Raw genomic sequence first — 20,526 nt, forward strand, 5'->3', positions numbered from 1 at the left:
CCAATGCAGCCACGCAGAGTCGTCCTCCTCGGATCCACCGGTTCCATCGGCACCCAGGCGATTGACGTCGTCGACGGCGCCCCGCACCTTTTCGAGGTCGTGGCACTCAGCGCAGGCGGCGGCAACCTGGAACTCCTCGCCCGGCAGGCGGTGCATACGGGAGCTGCAGCCGTCGGAATCGCCGGCGGCGATCCGGCCCGCCTGGCCACCCTGATCGACCAGGCGGCCGCCGCTGCGGGAAAGTCCGGCTACCGGCCCCAGATCGTGTCCGGCCCCGACGCCTCCACCCGCATCGCGGAAATCGAGGCGGACGTGGTGCTCAACGGCATCACCGGATCAATTGGCCTGGCCCCCACCCTGGCGGCGCTCAAGTCCGGCGCCACACTGGCCCTGGCCAACAAGGAATCCCTCATCGTGGGCGGGGAGCTGGTCAAGGCAGCGGCCCGGGACGGCCTGATTGTCCCCGTGGACTCCGAGCACTCCGCGATTGCCCAATGCCTGCGGTCCGGCACGGCCGGTGAAGTGGAAAAACTCATCCTCACCGCGTCCGGAGGCCCGTTCCGGGGCAGGAGCCGCGAGGAACTGCACGGTGTCACCCCGGAGGAAGCGCTGGCCCATCCCACCTGGGACATGGGCGTTATGGTCACCACCAACTCAGCCACGCTCGTCAACAAAGGCCTCGAAGTGATCGAGGCGCACCTGCTCTTCGATGTTCCGCTGGACCGGATAGACGTTGTGGTCCACCCCCAGTCCGTGGTGCACTCCATGGTCCAGTTCATCGACGGCTCCGTCATTGCCCAGGCCTCACCCCCGGACATGCGCCTGCCCATTGCGCTGGGGCTGGGCTGGCCGGACAGGGTGCCCAAGGCCGCGGCAGCCTGCGACTGGACCAAGGCGGCCACCTGGACCTTCGAGCCGCTGGACGTGACAGCTTTCCCCGCCGTGGATCTCGCCAAGGATGCCGCAAGGCAGGGCAGCACCTTCCCGGCAGTCTTCAACGCAGCCAACGAGGAAGCCGTGACGGCCTTCCATGCCGGCCGCATCCGGTTCACCGACATCGTGGACACGGTGGACGCCGTGCTCAGCGAACATTCAGGTTCTTCCCGGCTCACGGTGGAATCCGTGCTTGATGCTGAGAGCTGGGCACGCGCCCGCGCCCACGAACGTTTAGCAGTCAGCAGTCTCTAGGAAGCAGCAAGCACCTCCATGACCCCCGTTCTCCTTTTTATCCTCGGCGTCGTCTTTGTGGCAATCGGCATCGCCGCCTCCATCGCGCTCCACGAAGTGGGCCACCTGGTGCCCGCCAAGCTCTTCAAGGTGCGTGTGACCAAGTACATGATCGGTTTCGGCCCCACCCTGTGGTCGAAGCGGAGGGGCGAAACCGAGTACGGCGTGAAGGCCATACCGTTGGGCGGCTACGTGTCCATGATCGGCATGTACCCGCCCAACAAGGACGACGGATCGGTCCGCCCTTCCAGCACGGGCATGTTCCAGACCCTGGCCACCGAAGCCCGGTCCATGGCGCATGAGGAAGTTGGCCCGGGCGACGAAAACCGCGTCTTCTACCGGCTTCCGGTCTGGAAAAAGATCATCGTGATGCTCGGCGGACCGGCCATGAACATGGTCCTCGGCCTCATCCTGACGGCCGTCCTGCTGATGGGCTTCGGAATGGCAACGGCCACCACCACCATCTCGGACGTTTCCAAGTGCCAGGTGGCGGCGGGCGAAACGGTGGACCCCGACTCCGCGGACTGCCGGCTGACGCCTGCAGCCGCCGCGGGACTGCAGCCCAATGACACCGTGACGTCCTTCGACGGCAAGGACGTGACCAGCTGGGACCAGCTGACCGAGTGGATCCGCGCCTCCGCCGGCCGCGAGGTAGCCATCACCGTGGAGCGCGACGGCGCCCCCCTCTCCACAACGGTGACCCCCGTTTTGTCCGCCCGGCCCATCATCGGCGTGGACGGCCGGCAGGAGACGGACGACGCCGGCAACCTCCGGTACCAGGACGTCGGCTTCCTGGGAATCGGTGCGCACACGGAACTGGTGCCCCAGCCGGCGTCGACCGTCCTCCCCATGGCGGGGGAAAACATCCGCCAGGTTGCCGGCGTCATCTTCAACCTGCCCGCACGCGTGGTGGGCGTGGCGAAGGCCGCCTTCAGTGAAGAGCCCCGCGATCCCAACGGTCCCATCAGCGTGGTGGGCGTCGGCCGGGTGGCCGGCGAAGTCGCCGCCATGGAGGAAATCCCGGTCCAGTCCCGGGTGGCCACCCTGATCGGGCTGCTGGCAGGGCTGAACTTCGCCTTGGCCGTCTTCAACCTGATTCCGCTTTTGCCCCTGGACGGCGGCCACGTTGCCGGTGCGCTGTACGAAGGCGCCCGGCGAAGGGTGGCAAAGCTGTTCGGCAAACCGGACCCGGGGGCCTTCGACATCGCCAAACTGCTCCCCGTGACGTACGTGGTGGCGGCCTTGCTGATGGGGATGAGCGCCCTGCTGATCTACGCGGACATCGTCAAGCCGGTGAATCTCTTCGGCTGACTCCTAATACAGCTCCGGTTGATTCCCGGAAATCAGTCAATTTTGATTGAGATCGGATAGTCAGCCGCATATGGTTGATCCATGTTCGTGATGACGATTGACCAGCGGGGCAGCACAGGAGATACGGACCGGGTTCCGGACCTGATCTCCCAGCTTGCCGAACTGACACCTGCTGCCTTTGAGCGCTCGGTGGGCGACGAGCTCCAGGGCGTGGTCGGCGACCCCGCCGATGTTGTGGACATTGCCCTGCATGCGCTGCGGGCCGGCCGCTGGTATGTGGGAATAGGCATCGGAGCGGTATCGCTCCCTGGCGGTGCCAGCCCGCGGGAGGGGACAGGGGCAGCGTTCGTTGCCGCACGCCATGCCGTGGACCGGGCCAAGGCAGCAGGCTCGCAGGTTCCGTTGTCGGTGGTGCCGGGCACTATGGGCAAAGACGCGGAAAGCCGCGCCGTGGACGCTGAGGGGGTGCGGGCCTGTGCCAACGCTGAAGCGGTGCTGCGCCTGCTGGGCCGCGTTGTGCAGGAGCGCACCGATGCCCAATGGCGGGTGGTGGACGCCCTCCGCCGCCAGGAATCCACCAGGCATGGACGCCAAAAGCAGGTGGCTCTGGAGCTTGGAATCAGCGAACAATCGGTGAGCCGTACCGTACTCCGGTCCGGCTGGCAGGAAGAATGGGCAGCCAGGCCGGCGGCAGCAATGCTTCTGGAGCATGCACATTCAACGATTGCCCATTCAACGACTGCCCGTTCCCATGGTGAAGGAGCTCAATGAACGCACTGTGGATCACGGTTGCACTGCTCACGGCTGGTTTTGCGGGCTGGCCTGTGACGGCGCTCGTTTTCAAACTCGCCAGAACCATTGACGACAGGGCGGACGCCGCCAAGGCGGCGGAGCAGGCGCGGCGGGCTGCGGAGGACCCGTCCGCGGACGTCACTGTTGACCCTGTGCGCGGAAGCCATCCGGACGAAACCGGCCAAAAGGTGGACGGCGAGCTGACGGCTGAACCGGAGCACCCGGCGTCGGGCGCTGCACCTGCGGAGCCGGCCGCATCGGCACAGCGGATCCTGCGCGGCGGAGCCATCATCGGCATCCTGGAGCGGCTGGGCGTGTGCCTGGCCATCCTGACCGGCCAGCCGGTGGCCATCGCCTACATCGTGGCCATCAAAGGCCTGGGCCGTTTCGCGGAGCTGAAGGAGACGCCGGTGGCGGCTGAGCGTTTCATCATCGGAACGTTGACGTCCATGCTCTGGGCCGCCGGTACCGCAGCCGCCGTCAAGGTCCTCTTCCTCAGCTGAAACCGGTTGTCTGCCCGGCCGGAGATAGCACCCGGATGGGTGGCAGGGCGGGCATGGCGATAGGGTAGCGGTATGACAGTTTTTGCCGTTGAGTACGTTTATGCCGCCGATTCCACCGAAGCCCGCAACGAGGCCCGGCCAGCGCACCGCGAATGGCTTGCGGGCCTTGCGCAGGACGGCGTCCTCCTCGCCAGCGGTCCGTACGGTGACGGCGCCGGAGCGCTCCTGATCTTCAAGACAGCAGACGAGGCCGCCCTCAACTCGATCCTCAAGCAGGACCCCTTCGCCGCCGCCGGAGTCATCGCCGGGACCCGCATCACGGAATGGTCACCCATCATCGGCGTCCTCGCCGGACTCACGGCGTAGCCGCTTCTTCTTTACCCTTTCAACTCTAGGAGTCCACGTGACCTCGGTCAGCCTGGGAATGCCGTCAGCACCGCCACCCGTCCTTGCCCCGCGCCGCAAGACCCGCCAGATCAAAGTCGGTTCCGTTGGGGTGGGCTCAGACTTCCCCATCAGCGTGCAGTCGATGACCACCACGCCCACCACTGACATCAACGCCACGCTGCAGCAGATCGCGGAGCTGACGGCGTCCGGCTGCGACATCGTGCGTGTTGCCTGCCCCTCCGCGGACGACGCCGAGGCGCTGCCCATCATTGCCCGGAAGTCCCAGATCCCGGTCATCGCGGACATCCACTTCCAGCCCAAGTACGTCTTCGCCGCCATCGAGGCCGGATGCGCCGCCGTGCGCGTCAACCCGGGAAACATCCGCAAGTTCGACGACCAGGTCAAGGAAATCGCCGCTGCCGCGCGGGACCACGGCACCTCCATCCGCATCGGCGTCAACGCCGGATCGCTGGAGCCGGGCATCCTCAAGAAGTACGGCAAGGCAACCCCTGAGGCGCTGGTGGAGTCTGCAGTGTGGGAAGCTTCGCTCTTCGAAGAGCACGGATTCCACGACTTCAAGATCTCGGTCAAGCACAACGATCCCGTCATCATGGTGGCGGCCTACGAAATGCTGGCCGAAAAGGGTGACTGGCCCCTCCACCTCGGCGTGACCGAAGCCGGCCCCGCGTTCCAGGGCACCATCAAGTCCGCCACTGCCTTCGGCGCCCTCCTGTCCAGGGGTATCGGCGACACCATCCGCGTTTCCCTCTCGGCCCCGCCGGTGGAGGAGATCAAGGTGGGAAACCAGATCCTGCAGTCCCTCAACCTGCGTCCCCGCAAGCTGGAAATTGTCTCCTGCCCGTCCTGTGGCCGCGCCCAGGTGGACGTGTACACGCTGGCGGAGCAGGTGACCGCCGGGCTGGAGGGAATGGAGATTCCCCTGCGCGTGGCCGTCATGGGCTGCGTGGTGAACGGACCGGGTGAGGCACGTGAAGCCGACCTCGGCGTTGCTTCCGGTAACGGCAAGGGCCAGATTTTTGTGAAGGGCGAAGTCATCAAGACTGTTCCCGAAAGCGAAATTGTTGAGACACTGATCGAAGAGGCCATGCGTATCGCGGAAGAGATGGGGGAGGCCGATGGCGAAGATGCTGTCAAGGGTAGCCCCGTGGTTAGCGTCTCGTAAGGACGTTACCGATCTGGCGGGGATTTCGGTCCGCACGCTGGACGGCCAGGACACCGAGGCGCTGAGGCTCCTTGCCCGGCAGGATCCGGTCACCAATGTGTTCATTCTCGCCCACCTGCGTGCTGCCGGCACCGCCGCGCCTACCAGCGGCGGCGCCGGCATCATTGGAGTGTTCGACGACGGCATCCTGGTGGGTGCCTGCTGGGCAGGCGCGAACCTGGTTCCGGTCCAGTTGGATCCCGCCCTTGCCGGAGTGGTGGCCGAGGCCGCCAACAGGTCCGGCCGGCGTTACGCCTCGGCCTTTGGGCCCGCGCAGGCTGTGCTGGCCCTTCATGCTGAACTCGTGGAGCTGGGCCACCGTGCGCATGAAGTGCGCGCCGAACAGCCCCTGATGATTATCGACGGGCCGTCCTGCGTCGAGCCCAACCCCGGCCTCGAACTTGGAAACCTGGCGGATTTTGACCGCATCCTCCCTGCCTGCGCCGCGATGTTCGAGGAGGAAGTCGGATACTCGCCTTTCCTTGGCGGGCGGGAGTTCTACAGCCGCCGGGTGGAAGGCCTCATCCGGCAGGGCCACTCCCTTGTCCACCTCAACGATGCCCGGGAAGTGGTGTTCAAAGCGGAGCTGGGCGCTGTCACGTCCGAGGTCACCCAGATCCAGGGCGTATGGATGAACCCGCTCTTCCGCGGCCAGGGGCTCAGCCCCGGCTACATGTCCGCCGTCGTGGAGCAGGCGCAAAAGGTGGCGCCGGTCACCAGCCTTTACGTCAACGGCTTCAACGTGAGGGCGCGTTCCACCTATGAACGCGTCGGTTTCCGGCAGGTGGGAACCTTCGCTACAGTTCTCTTCTAGCCGGCAGCTGCCTGCGAAAGTCCCAATTCCGCCCGGTGGCCTGGTTAAGTGAGGTTCCCGGTCAGGTACCGCTGCACGTTGGGGGAGATGAGCCGGACAATATCCTCCGGTTCTGCCGATGCCAGCGGCTCCAGGCGGACCACGTAGCGGACCATCATCAGGCCGACCATCTGCGTTGCCACGAGGTCGCCGCGCAGGGCCACCTCATCCGGTGTCCCCGGAACGCCCGCCATGATGCGGCTGATAATGGTCCGGTTCACCATTTCCCGGAGCAAAGCAGTTTTCGCCTTTGACCCCAGTGTTCCCCGGAGGAACGCCACCAGGCTTGGCTGTGCGGGGCTTTCCCACAGGCGCAGCACGGCGCGGATAATCAGCTCCGCACGCTGGCCGGGGTCGGAGCCGGCTACCCCGGAAAGCACTTGCTCGGGGTCCGCCGGAAGCTCCACGCTGAGGGCGAAGAGCTCGTCCTTGCCCTTGAAAAAGTGGTGGATCATGGCCGGGTCAACGCCCGCCACCCGGGCCACCTGACGCAGGCTCGTACCCTCAAAGCCATGTTCGGCAAACTGGCGCCTCGCGGTTTCGAGGATATGGTCCCGCGACGCGGCACTGCCGCCCCGGCGTCCCCGCCTGACACCTGCAGCACCGTGCCCGCCTGCGGTCATGCGCTGCGCCTGCGGAGGGTGAGCGATGCCAGCACCAGCACGCCCAGGACGATGGCTGCCATGATGCCTGCGTCCTGCCAGAGCTGTTCGGTGGCCTCGGAGTTGGCCGCGATTTCCTGCAGCGCATCCACGGAAAACGTCAGCGGAAGGACGTTGGACACCGATTCCAGGACATCGTTCATCCGGTCGCGTGCCACGAACAGGCCGCACAACAGAATCTGCGGAACCACCACCACGGGCATGAACTGGACTGCCTGGAACTCCGTCCTGGCAAAGGCCGAACACAGCAGGCCCAACGCCACACCCAGGACGGCGTTGATGACCGCAATCATCACCACAAGGCCCGGGGAACCTTCAATATCAAGGCCAAAGACCCAGTAGGCCACCGCCGTTGCCACCAGCGACTGGAGTGCGGCCATGATGGAAAAGGCCAGACCGTAGCCAAAGAGCAGGTCCGCCTTATGCACAGGGGTGGTGAGCAGCCGTTCCAGTGTTCCGGACGTACGTTCGCGGAGCATGGTGATGGAAGTGACCAGGAACATGACCACGAACGGGAAGATGGCCAGCATCATCAGCCCCACCCGGTCGAAGGTACGTGGAGTTCCCGGCGGAAGAACCTCATTTTCGTAGAGGAAGTAGACCGCGGTGAGGAGGAGCGCCGGAACCACCAGGATCAGGGCGATGCTGCGGTGGTCATGGCGCAGCTGGTCAAGGACCCTGCGCGTGGTGGCAAGAAGCATCCAGATGTCCATTACCGTCCGCTCCTGTCCGTGGCGGCACCGGCGGCCGCGTCGCGGCCTCCCGGGCTCCCGCCGTCGTTGTTTTCCGACTCCCGGATGATGGTGAGGAAAGCTTTCTCGAGGTCGTTGCTGTGCCCCCGCCTGCTGAGCTCTTCAGGGGTCAGCTGGGCCAGCAGCCTGCCTTCCCGCAGGAGCAGCAGCGATTGGCAGTGGCTGGCTTCCTCCATCACGTGGCTCGATATGAGCAGGGTTATGCCGTCCTCGGCCATGGACCGGAAACGGCTCCAAAGGTCCGCCCGCAGCACCGGATCCAGGCCAACGGTGGGCTCGTCCAGCACCAGCAGCCTGGGGCGGGCCACCAGGGCGCAGGCCAGCGAAACCCGGCTGAGCTGGCCGCCGGACAGGTCCGCGGTTTTCCGGCGTGCCTGCTGTTCAAGCCCGACGGCGGCAATCGCCTCATCCACATCCGTTTTCCTTTTGCGGTGCATGGCGCCGAAGTACCGTACGTTCGCCTCCACCGTGAGGTCAGGGTAGACGCTGGGCGACTGGGTCACGTAACCCACCTGGTGGCGCAGCGCCGGGCTCCCCGGGGCAAGGCCCAGGACATCCACCGTTCCGGACGACACGAGCTGGACCCCGACGATGGCCCGCATGAGGGTGGTTTTACCGCTTCCGGAGGGTCCCAGGAGGCCGGTGATATGGCCGGCCGGGATGGCGAAGTCCAGGCTGCTCAGGACGGGAACCTTCCCGCGCACCACATTCAGGCCACGCGCCACCACCGCGCCGCCGGTCCCGGTGGCCTGGATTCCTGCTGTTGCCGAATGGGACATGGCCGCCTCCGCCCTGGACAGGAGGGTTTCCGGCACGTGGTGCGCCGATAATTCATCACCTGATGAATTAAAGCTAGGACGCGCACAGCGGGGGGTCAACGGTCCAAAAACGAAGGCTACTTGCCAAACGTGTGCGCGATCACATAGGTTCGGTCTAGCTGCGCTGGAGTGGCGTGGGCGGTCTCACCAGTCCTCACCAGTACTTGGGCGATAACGGCGTCGAGCCACGCCCGGATGCGATGACCAGCCTCACTGGGGGGCCAGGGGCTTTGTAATTCCGGGCGTGGCTCTACTGTGTCCGCCACTTTTAGCCAGGGACCAGTCCAGCCCGCAGTCCAAGCCTGGCGCCGGGTGCCGGTAGATTAGTACCCAGACGAATTTGTCCGGCCCCTGCTGATCCAGCACTTCCCCAGAAACGGATACCACCCGTGGTTCTAAGACTGTCCCAGCTTTTCCTGCGCACCTTGCGCGAAGATCCCGTCGACGCCGAGGTCGCCAGCCACAAGCTCCTGGTCCGCGCCGGATACATCCGCCGCGCAGCCCCCGGCATCTACACGTGGCTTCCGCTGGGGCTGAGCGTGCTCCGCAAAGTCGAGGAGGTCATCCGCGAGGAAATGGCCGCCATCGGCGCCCAGGAAGTCCACTTCCCGGCACTGCTGCCGCGCGAACCGTACGAGGCCACTAACCGCTGGACCGAGTACGGTGAGGGCCTATTCCGGCTCCAGGACCGCAAGGGCGCGGATTACCTCCTGGCCCCGACGCACGAGGAAATGTTCACGTTGCTGGTGAAGGACCTGTACTCGTCGTACAAGGACCTGCCCCTGAGCCTCTACCAGATCCAGAACAAGTACCGCGATGAAGCCCGTCCCCGGGCAGGCCTGCTCCGCGGCCGCGAATTCATCATGAAGGACTCCTACTCCTTCGACGTGGACGACGCCGGCCTGGACGCCAGCTACGCAGCGCACCGTTCCGCCTACCTCAAGATCTTTGCCCGGCTGGGCCTGGAGGTCGTCCCGGTTGCCGCCACCGCCGGCGCCATGGGCGGGTCCAAGAGCGAGGAATTCCTGTTCCCCACGGAGATCGGCGAGGACACCTTTGTCCGGTCGGCCGCAGGCTATGCCGCCAACGTGGAAGCCGTCACCACCGTGGTCCCCGCGGAGATCGACTTCAGCAACGCGCCTGCCGCCCAGGTACTGGACACCCCGAACACCCCCACCATCGAAACGCTGGTGGCGGCATCCAACGAACTGGCCCCCCGCAGCGAGGCCGACGGCGGCGCCTGGACTGCCGCGGACACCCTCAAGAACGTTGTCCTCGCCGTCACCCTGCCCACCGGTGAACGCCAGCTTGTGGTCATCGGCCTGCCGGGCGACCGCGGCGTTGACCTCAAGCGCGTGGAAGCCAACATCGGTTCCTTCCTGCCCATTGCAGGGGAAATCGGACTGGAAGCAGCCAACGACGACGACCTCAAGAAGCAGCCCCTCATCGTTAAGGGCTACCTCGGCCCCGGCCTGACCCTGGACGAACCCCTGCTGGGCAGCGAAAGCTCCACCAAGCTCCTCTACCTCGTGGATCCCCGCGTGGTCCGCGGCACCGCCTGGATCACCGGCGCCAACGAGGCCGGCAAGCACGTCTATGGCCTGGTGGCCGGACGCGACTTCACCTGGGACGGCGTCATCGAGTGCACCGACGTCCGCGAAGGCGACCCGTCCCCGGACGGCTCCGGTCCGTTGGAAATTGCCCGCGGCATCGAGATGGGCCACATCTTCCAGCTCGGCAGGAAGTACGCCGAAGCCCTGGACCTGAAGGTGCTGGACCAGAACGGCAAGCAGGTAGTGGTCACCATGGGCTCCTACGGTGTGGGCGTCACCCGCGCCGTCGCTGCCCTTGCCGAGGCCAACCACGATGACCGCGGCCTCGTCTGGCCACGCGCCGTGGCGCCGGCTGACGTCCACGTGGTTGCCGTGGGCAAGGGCGAGGACATTTTCGCCGCCGCGGAGCAGCTGTCCCTGGACCTGGAGGCAGCCGGCCTGCAGGTCATCTACGACGACCGCCCCAAGGTGTCGCCCGGCGTGAAGTTCGGCGACGCAGAACTGGTGGGCGTCCCCACCATCCTGGCCGTCGGACGCGGCCTGGTGGACGGCGTCGTGGAAATCAAGGACCGCCGCACGGGGGAAGCTGAGAACGTAGCGGTTGATAAGGCGGTTGACTACGTGGTCAACGCCGTCCGCAACAGCTGACCCCCAGCGGTGGATTTAGGACTTGAGTCCCTCCAGCTGACAACAATCCTCCTGCTGGTGCTGGCAGGCTTCGCTGCCGGCTGGGTGGACGCGGTGGTGGGCGGGGGCGGGCTGATCCAGCTCCCCGCCCTGCTGCTGGTCCCCGGCATCACTCCGGTGCAGGCCCTGGCCACCAACAAGCTGGGCTCCATCTTCGGAACTGCCACCAGCGCCACCACCTATTACCGGCGCGTGGGACCGGACCTGAAAACGGCGCTGCCCATGGCCGTGATCGCGTTGGCGGGCAGTTTTGGCGGTGCCGTGCTGGCGGCCACCCTGCCGGCCAACGTCTTCAAACCCATCATCGTCGCGGCGCTGGTCGCCGTCGCGCTTTTCACGGCGCTCAAGCCCGACGTCGGGGACATCACGGCGCTGCGGCACGACGGCCACAAGCACTACGTGATGGCGTGCCTCATTGGCGCCGTTATCGGTTTCTACGACGGGCTGATCGGCCCGGGCACGGGCTCGTTCCTGGTCATTGCCCTGGTCTCGGCCATGGGGTACGCCTTCCTGGAGGCCAGCGCCAAGGCAAAGATCGTGAACATGGCCACCAACGCGGGCGCACTGATGTTCTTCCTGCCGCACGGCTCCATTCTGTGGGGACTGGGCCTGCTGCTGGGCGCCGCCAACATGGCCGGCGGCTACCTCGGAGCAAGGACGGCAGTGAAGCAGGGAAGCAGCTTCGTCCGCGTGGTATTCCTGGTGGTGGTCGCGGCCCTCATCATCAAACTCGGCTATGACATCTGGCAGGAAAACTTCGCCTGACGCCGGAACCATCGCGGCCTCGTTGCCGTCCATGGCGAGGCGTAGCATGCAGGTATGTCACAGGGCGATGATGACTATTCCCCGGCTCTGTCAGCTGCACTGCGCCATGCGACGGACTGGCTGCACAGCCTTCCTGACAGGCCAGTGGGGCCCAGGCTCGCTGCCCATGACCTGACTGATGCCTTCGGCGGACCACTTCCTGCGCAGGGCATCCCGGCCGAGGACGTGGTCGATTTCCTCGCCCGGACCGCTGATCCCGGTCTGATGGCGATGCCCTCCGGCCGTTTTTTCGGCTGGGTCATCGGCGGAACCCTTCCGGCAGCACTTGCCTCCGACTGGCTGGTGAGCGCCTGGGACCAGAATGCCGGTCTGCGCTATGCCACCCCCGCAATGGCAGCCATCGAGGAAGCTGCCGGAACCTGGCTCCTGGAACTGCTCGCGCTTCCGGCCGGTTCCGACGTGGGATTCGTCACCGGAGCCACCATGGCCAATTTCACCGGGATGGCCGCCGGGCGGTGGCGGCTCCTCACGGACGCAGGGTGGGACCTGGACCGCGACGGGCTGTCCGGTGCACCGCGGATCCAGTGTTTTGTCGGCCGGGAGCGGCACGACACCATCGATCTCGGCCTGCGGTATCTCGGGCTGGGGGGACCCCGGGTGGTGGAAGCGGATGGCCAGGGACGCTTGATTCCGGCGGCACTGGATGCCGCGCTGCAGGAAGGTTCGGGGCCGGCCCTGGTGTGCCTGCAGGCCGGCAACCTGCACTCCGGCGCCTTCGATCCGTTCTCCGAAGCGATAGCCGTCGCCCGGAACCACGGTGCGTGGGTCCACATCGACGGCGCCTTCGGCCTGTGGGCCGCCGCGGCGCCGGAGCTGCGCCACCTGACAAGGGGCTGCGGAGACGCGGACTCATGGGCCACCGACGCCCACAAAACGTTGAACGTGCCCTACGACTGCGGCATCGCCATTGTCCGTGACGCCTCTGCGCTCCGCTCGGCGATGGGCTTGCACACGAGCTATTTAGTGCACGATGCGGAAGGGCCGGGGGACCCGTTCGAAAAAGTACCGGAACTGTCAAGGCGCGCACGCGGCGTGCCGGTGTGGGCCGCGCTCAAGAACCTTGGCCGTGATGGGGTGGCAGCGCAAGTCAGCGGACTCGCCGCGGCTGCCTCGGACATCGCCGCGGGACTCGCCGGGCTGGACGGCGTGGAGGTGCTGAACGACGTCGACTACACCCAGGTGTGCGTGGCTTTCGGTGACGATGCCACCACCCGTGCTGTAACAGCCCGCATCATCGAGGACGGCAGGGTCTGGATGTCCGGATCGCGCTGGCGGGACCGGGACATCCTGCGCGTGTCGGTCAGCAACTGGCATACGGCCGAAAAGGATGTGGGCATGGCCGTGGACGCCGTCCGGTCCGCCCTGGCTGCCGTGCGCGGCAGCTGAACTTAACCGTTGCCGGTGCCGGTGCGCTAGCGGGGCGCCTGGCCCGGCTCGGGCAGGGCGTGAGCAGGCGGCAGCCCTTCAAGCGTCCGTCCGGCCAGGGTGCTGGCCACCCAGAGTGAGCGTGCCATATCGCCCTGGTGGTCCGGCTTTCCGGCGTACCACAGCGCATTGGCAACTTCCCGGGCGACACCCCACTGTCGGGCGGTTTCAGAATCAAGGCCGGCCGCTGCGCTGAACTCGGCGCACCGCCGCCGCAGGCCTTCCCCAGGCTGGTTGGCCGGCAGGTCCCTGATCCGGTTCCACAGCAGCGGCGCCACCGCGAACTCCGGTTCGCCGATCATCGGCTGGGGGTCGATCGCGGCGTATCCTGCCGCCGTCGGCCGTCCATCCGTCACGGCCGCGCCGGGCCGGGCCAAGACATTGAGGAAATGCAGGTCTGTGTGGACCAGCACATCGCGGCCAGAGCGTCGGCCCACCGCCCCGCGGGTTTGGCAAACCTCGAGTGCCGCTTCGAGCAGCCAGCGGGGGAACGGCCGCCCCAGCTGTTCCCAATCGGCCGGAAGGTCATCGCTCCACTGTTCGGCGCGCGCCGCAATGTGCTCGAACTCCTGCCACTGGGGCCGCTGATCCGGGCTTAGGCTCAGCTGCCGGACCAGCCCGCCCCACACGTCCACCGCGTCCCGCAACGGCACCCCGTTGAGCGACTGTGTTGCCTCCAGCCGCTCCAGGAGCATGGCGCAGGTGCCCGCGTCCGATTCGAGCAGGGCTACCGCACCGCGGCCGCGCCACAGTGCCAGGGCATGCCGTTCAACCCTTGCTTCATCGTGCGGAAAGGCGACCTTGAGGACTGCAGGGGAGCCGTCAGCCTGCAGCACCGGAATCACCACAGCGCCATGGCCGTTCCACGGCATGCTGCCATCGGCCAGGTCTGGCTTCAGGCGCCAGTGCTCAAGACGCCCCTGGATCAGGCCGGGAAGCGACGCGAGCCACGCCCGTCCTGAACTGCTTCGGCCGTACCGTGCAGTGAGGTCGGGAGGAATGGGGACTGCTGCTTGCTGGCTCATCAGCACCAGCCTAGGCGCAGGTAGGGACAGGGGTGGCAGGGTCTGCGGAATCCGGAAGGGTTTGACGCCCGTGCGTTCACCCCGGGAGGAGGGGGAGTTGGGCCTCGTCCAGCGCCAGTCCCGGAACCGGACCAGGATCGCCGCCCCAGTGCAGGGTGCGGGCGGCGGCCGATTGGAGCGCCTGCAGCGCCCAAGTGCGGGCAGGCCCCTCTGCCAGGGCCACCACGTCCCCGTATGCCGGCAGGGTTGCGGCCTCCAGCTGCGCCAGGCCGGGTGCCGGCGCGGCCAGGAAGCCGGCGTCCAGGACGTAGCCTGGCTGCTGGGGAGGGACTGTGCCGCAGTGGAGGCGGCCCCAGGCTTCAGCGTCTGCCGCGAGGTCCTGGTGCCGTGCAAGGAATTCCGACGCCGGTCCGGCCTCCGCCGGAGGCAGGCGCGTCAGTGCGGCCTGGTATCCGTAGACCGCCTCCTGTTCGGCGGTGGAAGCGGCGGCCAGGGCAGTACCGGCGCCCGGCCCGGCAGGCGGGGCGGTGGGGCAGGAGGACGGCGCAGCCGCCGGATCAGGCGCGGTGGCGGAGGGTGAAGATGCCGGTCCGGCTGCAGCAGCGGGTGCCACAGGGTCCGGAACGCCGGCGGCGGCTGCAAGATCCCGGGCTGCCAGAAGCTGCGCCGTCCCGGCACCGGCCAGCAGGCGTGCCATGCCGCCGTCGGCACTCTTCGCGTCCTCAAGCCGTGCGGAACCGCTGGCGGCCAACGCCGCAGCAAGTTCCGGCATAGTCATCTCCGGGGCAGCGGATGGCGGGGCAGCTGTGGCCGAGGGTGACACCGGCGCGGCCTCCGGCAGGAGCAGTGCGCGGGCTTGGATGGTCAGCAAAGTCACAATGCGGCCGGTGGCGGCGGCAGCACCGCCGTCGGCGGCTCCGGCTGCTAGTTCCAGCCCCGCGGCGCGGAGCCCGAGGGCGTCCTCAAAGGCTGCCGCGCGCGCCTGCTCGGAGAATGGCGGAGCGGGCGGGTCCGGCGGTTCGGCGGGCGTGAGGGCGAATCCCAGGCTAAGGACAAGGAGGGCTGCGAGCGACACAGCCGCGTACCGGAAGTAGCGCATCCGGGGCCGGTTTTCCTGCTGGTCGTCGTTCACAACAGACCATGGTGTCACGCCGGAAGGGGATCGCCGTGCACCACTGAGCCGGTAAAATAGCTACGCTAGTACACACCACATCATCTATAGGGAGGCGGCCGGCATCGTGAGCAATGCAGAAGCCACGGCTTCATCAGACCACACCGGAACGGGTCGGCCTGACTCCGCAGCGGCACACAATCCGGAAGCAGCCCGGCTCCGGGCCCTCCTTGAACCCTCGGTCCTGGCCAACCGCCTGTACCTTGAGGACGTCGCCATCAACGTAGCGGGTTCGCACCGGGTAGTCCACGTTGTGGTGGACCTTCCCCAGGAGGAAACCGGCGGCGTCAACCTGGACGTCATCGCGGACATCTCCAAGGTCCTGTCCGACGTTCTGGACAACGATCCGGGCGACGACGGCCGCCCGTACGATCTCGAAGTCTCCTCACCCGGCGTGGGACGTCCCCTGACGGAACCCCGCCACTGGCACCGGGCCAAGGGCCGGATGGTCAAAGTGAACGTCGTCCAGGGCGACAACATCACGGGCCGCATCCAGTCCGTGGATGACGGGGGAGTGACCCTCGTCCCGGAGATCGCGGTCAAGAAGGGCATGAAGCCCAAGCAGGGCGAGCCCGTAAAACTTCCTTTCGACAGGATCCGCAGCGGAAAAGTCGAGATCGAATTCAGCCACCTCAATGGGGGCGGTCTGGAACCTGAACACAATGGACCTTCTGAGGAGGCCTGATGGATATTGACATGAGCGCACTGAGACTTCTGGAGCGTGAGCGTGAAATCCCGCTGGACCTCCTGATCCCCACCATCGAGCAGGCGCTCCTGGTGGCCTACCACAAGTCCCCCGGTGCCTTTGAAAAGGCCCGGGCCGAGCTGGACCGCAAGAGCGGCCACGTGACCATCTGGGCTGTGGAGATTGACGACGACGGCGCCCCCATCGGCGAGTTCGAGCACACCCCGGAAGGGTTTGGCCGCATCGCCGCCAGCACCGCGCGCCAGATCATCCTGCAGCGGCTCCGCGATGTTGAAGACGACAACGTCCTGGGCGAGTTCAAGGGCCGCGAAGGCGAGCTGGTGTCCGGCACCATCCAGCAGGGCAACAACCCCCACATGATCCAAGTCAACCTGGGCTCCGTGGAGGCACTGCTTCCGCCGCCCGAGCAGGTACCCGGCGAGAAGTACATCCACGGCAACCGGCTCCGTGCCCTGGTCATCGACGTCCACCGCGGCTCCAAGGGCCCGTCCGTCACCCTGTCACGGTCCCACCCGGGGCTCGTCCGGAAGCTTTTCGAACTGGAAGTGCCTGAGATTGCCGACCGGTCCGTGGAAATCGTTGCCCTCGCCCGTGAAGCAGGCCACCGCACCAAGATCGCCGTCAAGGCCAACACCCCCGGCATCAACGCCAAGGGTGCCTGCATCGGTGAGATGGGGTCCCGCGTCCGCGCCGTGATGACGGAACTCAATGACGAGAAGATCGACATCGTCGACTTCAGCGAGAACCCGGCAACCTTTATCGCCAGCGCCCTCTCGCCGTCGCGCGTGAATTCGGTCACCATTACCGATGAGGCCACCCGGTCGGCGCGTGTTGTGGTTCCCGACTACCAGCTGTCACTGGCCATCGGCAAGGAGGGCCAGAACGCCCGCCTGGCCGCAAAGCTCACCGGCTGGCGGATCGACATCGTTTCCGACGCCGCCACGGCCAAGGAAAACTGACAGCCTTTCCGCCGGACCCTGCCACGCCGGAACCGCAACTGGTTTCGGGCAGAACGGCCCAAAGGGGCTAGAATAGATAGGACCGCGCCTAACGGCCGGCAGTCGTGCGCCATGGGTGAGCCCTTTCCGTGCCAATGGGAGGGTTGCCTGCGGCCAGCAGAGATGAACGTCAGGACGATGACCGTGGCAGAAGTACTTACCAGCGGGAGTCAACCCGAACGGACCTGCATCGGATGCCGGAAGAAGGGGCCGCGGTCTGAGTTACTCCGGCTCGTCGCCGAAGGCAGCGGATCATCCGCTGTCCTGGTTGATGAACGACGCCGGATGGCTGGCCGGGGTGCATGGCTGCACCCCAGCGAATCGTGCCTGGCTCTGGCGATAAAACGGCGAGCGTTCGGACGTGCCCTTCGGGGCGCAACCGGAACAGCCGCCGTCGAACACCGGATCAAGTCAGGCCCGAGCGTCGCAGGCGCCCCGGTGGCTGCGACACCAACCGTCCAACCTGAAAGCGGGTCAGAAATCTGATGGAAACCCGATGAGTTCCCAGCGATGAGTGCGTAACGATGACAACTTTGTTGCGCTCTGCAATGGGCCCTTCTGCATGTGCGGCTGGGGCCCGCAGTAAGAAGTAGACGGTTCGTGCCTGGCTCGGTGCGGACCGAGACAGGAGAAATGTGGCCAAGGTCCGCGTACACGAGCTTGCGAAAGAGCTCGGTATTACTTCCAAAGATGCAGTGACAAAACTGCAGGAACTGGGCGAATTCGTTCGCTCCGCCTCTTCCACCATTGAGGCCCCCGTTGTGCGCAAGCTGCGCAACGCCTTCCCCGACGCTGCTGCCAAGGCAACAGCACCGGCAGCCGCGCCCAAAGCGCCCGCCCCGGCGGCGGAATCACGTCCTTCAACCCCGGCTCCCGGCCCGGCTGCACCCAAGGCTCCGGCCCCCAAGGTGCAGGCACCCGCCCCCGCCGCCCCCGCCGCTCCGGCAGCCCCGGCACCGGCCGCTGCTCCGGCAGCCCCGGCACCGGCCGCTGCTCCGGCAGCACCTGCTGCCAGCACGCCTGCCGCCAGCGCACCTGCCGCTCCGGCTGCACCCGCTGCGCCGTCCACCGGCGCCAAGCCCGGCGCCCGTCCGGCTCCCAAGGCTGACACCCCGGCTGCACCCGCTGCCCGCCAGGGTGGTTCCGCATCCGGTGCATCCGCACCCCGTCCCGGCGGCCCCCGTCCGGGCAACAACCCCTTCGCCACGTCACAGGGCATGCCCCGTGGCCGTGGCGGCGACGGAGAACGTCCGCCGCGTCCGGGCAACAACCCGTTTGCCACCTCCCAGGGCATGCCCCGTCCGGGCGGCAGCCGTACCGACGGCGACCGTCCCGGTGGTCCGCGTCCCGCAGCCGGTGCCGGTGGCCCCCGTCCGGGCGGTCCCCGTCCCGCTGCCGGTGCAGGCGGACCCCGTCCCGCAGCCGGTGCCGGTGGACCCCGCCCGGGTGCACCGCGTCCCGGTGGTGCAGGCGGAAACCGTCCTACGCCCGGCATGATGCCCAACCGCACTGAGCGTCCCGCACCCGCTGGTGCAGGCCGTCCCGGTGGCGGCGGCCGTGGCCCCGGACGCCCCGGTGGCGCCCCGGGCACCGGTGGTCCCGGTGCCGGCGGCGGTGCTCCCGCAGGCGGTGGCTTCGGCAAGGGTGGCCGCGGCCGCGGTGGCACCCAGGGTGCGTTCGGCAAGGGCGGCGCCGGTCGTGGCAAGCAGCGCAAGTCGAAGCGCGCAAAGCGCCAGGAACTTGAGCAGATGAGCGCACCGTCGCTGGGTGGCGTGAGCGTGCCCCGCGGCGACGGCAACACCGTCATCCGCCTGCGCCGTGGATCATCCATCACGGACTTCGCCGACAAGATCGAGGCGAACCCCGCCGCGCTGGTGACCGTGCTGTTCCACCTCGGTGAAATGGCAACTGCCACCCAGTCGCTGGACGAGGAAACCTTCGCGCTGCTCGGCGAGGAGCTTGGCTACAAGCTCCAGGTCGTCTCGCCGGAGGACGAAGAGCGCGAGCTGCTCTCCGGCTTCGACATCGACTTCGAAGCCGAACTGGAAGCCGAAGGCGACGAAGACCTCGAGGCACGTCCTCCGGTAGTCACCGTCATGGGCCACGTGGACCACGGTAAGACCCGCCTGCTCGATGCCATCCGCAAGTCCGACGTTATGGCGGGCGAGCACGGCGGCATCACGCAGCACATCGGTGCCTACCAGGTCACGCACAACCACGAAGGCGACGACCGGAAGATCACCTTCATCGATACCCCGGGCCACGAGGCGTTTACCGCCATGCGTGCCCGTGGTGCGAAGGTCACCGACATCGCCATCCTGGTGGTCGCAGCGGACGACGGCGTTATGCCCCAGACCGTTGAAGCCCTCAACCACGCACAGGCGGCCAACGTGCCCATCGTCGTGGCTGTGAACAAGATCGACAAGGAAGGCGCCAACCCGGACAAGGTCCGCGGCCAGCTGACCGAGTACGGCCTGGTTCCGGAAGAATACGGTGGCGACACCATGTTCGTGGAGGTCTCTGCCCGCCAGAACCTCAACATCGACGAGCTGCTCGAGGCCGTCCTGCTGACCGCAGACGCCGCCCTGGACATGCGCGCCAACCCGAACAAGGACGCCCGCGGTATCGCGATCGAAGCCAACCTGGACAAGGGCCGCGGTTCCGTGGCCACCGTCCTGGTGCAGTCCGGTACGCTGCGCGTCGGCGACACCATCGTGGCAGGCACGGCCCACGGCCGCGTCCGTGCGATGTTCGACGACGACGGCAGCGCCCTGACCGAGGCCGGCCCGTCCCGCCCCGTGCAGGTGCTGGGTCTGTCCAACGTCCCGCGTGCAGGCGACACCTTCTTCGTGACCGCTGACGAGCGCACCGCCCGCCAGATCGCCGAGAAGCGTGAAGCAGCGGACCGCAACGCCGCCCTGGCCAAGCGCCGCAAGCGCATCAGCCTCGAAGACTTCGACCAGGCAGTGGCCGAAGGCAAGATCGACACCCTCAACCTCATCCTCAAGGGTGACGTGTCCGGTGCCGTGGAAGCCCTCGAAGACGCCCTGCTCAAGATCGACGTCGGCGAAGGCGTGCAGCTGCGCGTCATCCACCGCGGTGTTGGTGCCATCACGCAGAACGACGTCAACCTGGCAACAGTGGACAGCGCCGTCATCATCGGCTTCAACGTCAAGCCCGCCGAGCGGGTTGCCGAACTGGCAGACCGCGAAGGCGTGGACATGCGCTTCTACTCCGTCATCTACTCCGCAATCGATGACATCGAGATGGCGCTCAAGGGCATGCTCAAGCCGGAATACGAAGAATTCCAGCTGGGCACCGCCGAGGTCCGCGAAGTCTTCCGCTCCTCCAAGTTCGGAAACATCGCAGGCTCGATCGTCCGCTCCGGCATCATCCGCCGTAACACCAAGGCCCGCATCAGCCGCGACGGCAAGATCATCGGTGACAACCTCACCGTTGAGACGCTCAAGCGCTTCAAGGATGACGCAACCGAGGTCCGCACGGACTTCGAGTGTGGTATCGGTCTTGGCTCGTACAACGACATCTCCGAAGGCGACATCATCGAGACCTTCGAGATGCGCGAGAAGCCGCGCGTCTAGGTTGTTCCAG

The 20,526-nt window shown here is 66.7% G+C and carries 19 protein-coding genes; 14 read left to right on the forward strand and 5 right to left on the reverse strand.

From position 1 onward, the window contains the following. Positions 1 to 3 precede the first annotated feature (3 nt). The 7 genes from dxr (at position 4) to DXK94_RS05360 (ending at position 6,256) form a co-directional block, all read left to right on the forward strand. The gene (gene dxr / locus DXK94_RS05330) at positions 4 to 1,188 is read left to right on the forward strand and encodes a 1-deoxy-D-xylulose-5-phosphate reductoisomerase (RefSeq protein WP_115524149.1); all 1,185 of its coding nucleotides are present in this window, start codon (positions 4 to 6) and stop codon (positions 1,186 to 1,188) included. Between the two features lie 18 nt (positions 1,189 to 1,206). Beyond that, positions 1,207 to 2,538: an RIP metalloprotease gene (locus DXK94_RS05335; RefSeq protein ID WP_115524150.1), complete on the forward strand. Its 1,332-nt coding sequence runs from the start codon at positions 1,207 to 1,209 to the stop codon at positions 2,536 to 2,538. An 81-nt stretch (positions 2,539 to 2,619) separates the two neighbouring features. Continuing rightward, positions 2,620 to 3,309, forward strand: coding sequence for a MarR family transcriptional regulator (locus tag DXK94_RS05340; protein WP_115524151.1), 690 nt, complete (start codon positions 2,620 to 2,622; stop codon positions 3,307 to 3,309). Further along, positions 3,306 to 3,833, forward strand: coding sequence for a hypothetical protein (locus DXK94_RS05345; protein ID WP_115524152.1), 528 nt, complete (start codon positions 3,306 to 3,308; stop codon positions 3,831 to 3,833). Before DXK94_RS05340 ends, DXK94_RS05345 begins: the two co-directional genes overlap by 4 nt. A gap of 72 nt (positions 3,834 to 3,905) precedes the next feature. Next, positions 3,906 to 4,199, forward strand: a complete 294-nt coding sequence (locus tag DXK94_RS05350) for a YciI family protein (RefSeq protein ID WP_115524153.1) — start codon at positions 3,906 to 3,908, stop codon at positions 4,197 to 4,199. Positions 4,200 to 4,236: 37 nt separating this feature from the next. Continuing rightward, positions 4,237 to 5,403, forward strand: coding sequence for a flavodoxin-dependent (E)-4-hydroxy-3-methylbut-2-enyl-diphosphate synthase (ispG, locus tag DXK94_RS05355; RefSeq protein WP_079595518.1), 1,167 nt, complete (start codon positions 4,237 to 4,239; stop codon positions 5,401 to 5,403). Continuing rightward, a complete protein-coding gene (locus DXK94_RS05360) occupies positions 5,366 to 6,256 on the forward strand; it encodes a GNAT family N-acetyltransferase (RefSeq protein WP_115524154.1) in 891 nt (296 codons plus the stop codon). The genes ispG and DXK94_RS05360 overlap by 38 nt, the downstream gene beginning before the upstream one ends. A 44-nt stretch (positions 6,257 to 6,300) precedes the next feature. Here DXK94_RS05360 and DXK94_RS05365 read toward each other — a convergent pair whose 3' ends face one another. The 3 genes from DXK94_RS05365 to DXK94_RS05375 are packed head-to-tail and all read right to left on the reverse strand — an operon-like array spanning position 6,301 to position 8,488. Then, the gene (locus tag DXK94_RS05365; RefSeq protein WP_115524155.1) at positions 6,301 to 6,918 is read right to left on the reverse strand and encodes a TetR/AcrR family transcriptional regulator; all 618 of its coding nucleotides are present in this window, start codon (positions 6,916 to 6,918) and stop codon (positions 6,301 to 6,303) included. After that, positions 6,915 to 7,658, reverse strand: a complete 744-nt coding sequence (locus DXK94_RS05370) for an ABC transporter permease (RefSeq protein WP_115524175.1) — start codon at positions 7,656 to 7,658, stop codon at positions 6,915 to 6,917. The genes DXK94_RS05365 and DXK94_RS05370 overlap by 4 nt, the downstream gene beginning before the upstream one ends. An 11-nt stretch (positions 7,659 to 7,669) precedes the next feature. Beyond that, positions 7,670 to 8,488, reverse strand: coding sequence for an ABC transporter ATP-binding protein (locus DXK94_RS05375; protein ID WP_115524176.1), 819 nt, complete (start codon positions 8,486 to 8,488; stop codon positions 7,670 to 7,672). Positions 8,489 to 8,916: 428 nt separating this feature from the next. Here DXK94_RS05375 and DXK94_RS05380 point away from each other — a divergent pair, with 428 nt between their 5' ends. The 3 genes from DXK94_RS05380 to DXK94_RS05390 are packed head-to-tail and all read left to right on the forward strand — an operon-like array spanning position 8,917 to position 12,978. After that, positions 8,917 to 10,728, forward strand: a complete 1,812-nt coding sequence (locus DXK94_RS05380) for a proline--tRNA ligase (protein WP_079595514.1) — start codon at positions 8,917 to 8,919, stop codon at positions 10,726 to 10,728. A gap of 9 nt (positions 10,729 to 10,737) precedes the next feature. Further along, positions 10,738 to 11,532 (forward strand): TSUP family transporter, encoded by a 795-nt coding sequence (locus tag DXK94_RS05385; RefSeq protein ID WP_115524156.1) that lies wholly within the window; start codon positions 10,738 to 10,740, stop codon positions 11,530 to 11,532. Between the two features lie 54 nt (positions 11,533 to 11,586). After that, entirely contained in the window at positions 11,587 to 12,978 is a 1,392-nt protein-coding gene (locus tag DXK94_RS05390) for a pyridoxal-dependent decarboxylase (protein ID WP_115524157.1), read from the forward strand. A gap of 26 nt (positions 12,979 to 13,004) precedes the next feature. Here the strand turns inward: DXK94_RS05390 and DXK94_RS05395 are convergent, their stop codons facing one another. Together DXK94_RS05395 and DXK94_RS05400 are read right to left on the reverse strand one after the other, a co-directional pair. After that, positions 13,005 to 14,042, reverse strand: a complete 1,038-nt coding sequence (locus tag DXK94_RS05395) for an aminoglycoside phosphotransferase family protein (protein WP_115524158.1) — start codon at positions 14,040 to 14,042, stop codon at positions 13,005 to 13,007. Positions 14,043 to 14,118: 76 nt separating this feature from the next. Beyond that, positions 14,119 to 15,192: a ferritin-like domain-containing protein gene (locus tag DXK94_RS05400; RefSeq protein ID WP_258868444.1), complete on the reverse strand. Its 1,074-nt coding sequence runs from the start codon at positions 15,190 to 15,192 to the stop codon at positions 14,119 to 14,121. An 88-nt stretch (positions 15,193 to 15,280) separates the two neighbouring features. On the opposite strand from DXK94_RS05400, the gene rimP reads away from it, so the two are divergent. From rimP to infB, 4 genes are all read left to right on the forward strand, one after another. Then, positions 15,281 to 15,898, forward strand: a complete 618-nt coding sequence (gene rimP, locus DXK94_RS05405; protein ID WP_115524160.1) for a ribosome maturation factor RimP — start codon at positions 15,281 to 15,283, stop codon at positions 15,896 to 15,898. Then, positions 15,898 to 16,878 (forward strand): transcription termination factor NusA, encoded by a 981-nt coding sequence (gene nusA / locus DXK94_RS05410; RefSeq protein ID WP_079595508.1) that lies wholly within the window; start codon positions 15,898 to 15,900, stop codon positions 16,876 to 16,878. Before rimP ends, nusA begins: the two co-directional genes overlap by 1 nt. 162 nt (positions 16,879 to 17,040) lie before the next feature. Next, positions 17,041 to 17,403 carry a YlxR family protein gene (locus tag DXK94_RS05415; RefSeq protein WP_079595507.1) on the forward strand — a complete coding sequence of 121 codons (363 nt, stop codon included), beginning with the start codon at positions 17,041 to 17,043 and terminating at the stop codon, positions 17,401 to 17,403. A gap of 149 nt (positions 17,404 to 17,552) precedes the next feature. Beyond that, positions 17,553 to 20,516, forward strand: a complete 2,964-nt coding sequence (infB, locus tag DXK94_RS05420) for a translation initiation factor IF-2 (protein ID WP_115524161.1) — start codon at positions 17,553 to 17,555, stop codon at positions 20,514 to 20,516. Positions 20,517 to 20,526: the final 10 nt, after the last annotated feature.

It is taken from the genome of Arthrobacter sp. RT-1 (assembly GCF_003367205.1).
GTDB lineage: Bacteria > Actinomycetota > Actinomycetes > Actinomycetales > Micrococcaceae > Arthrobacter.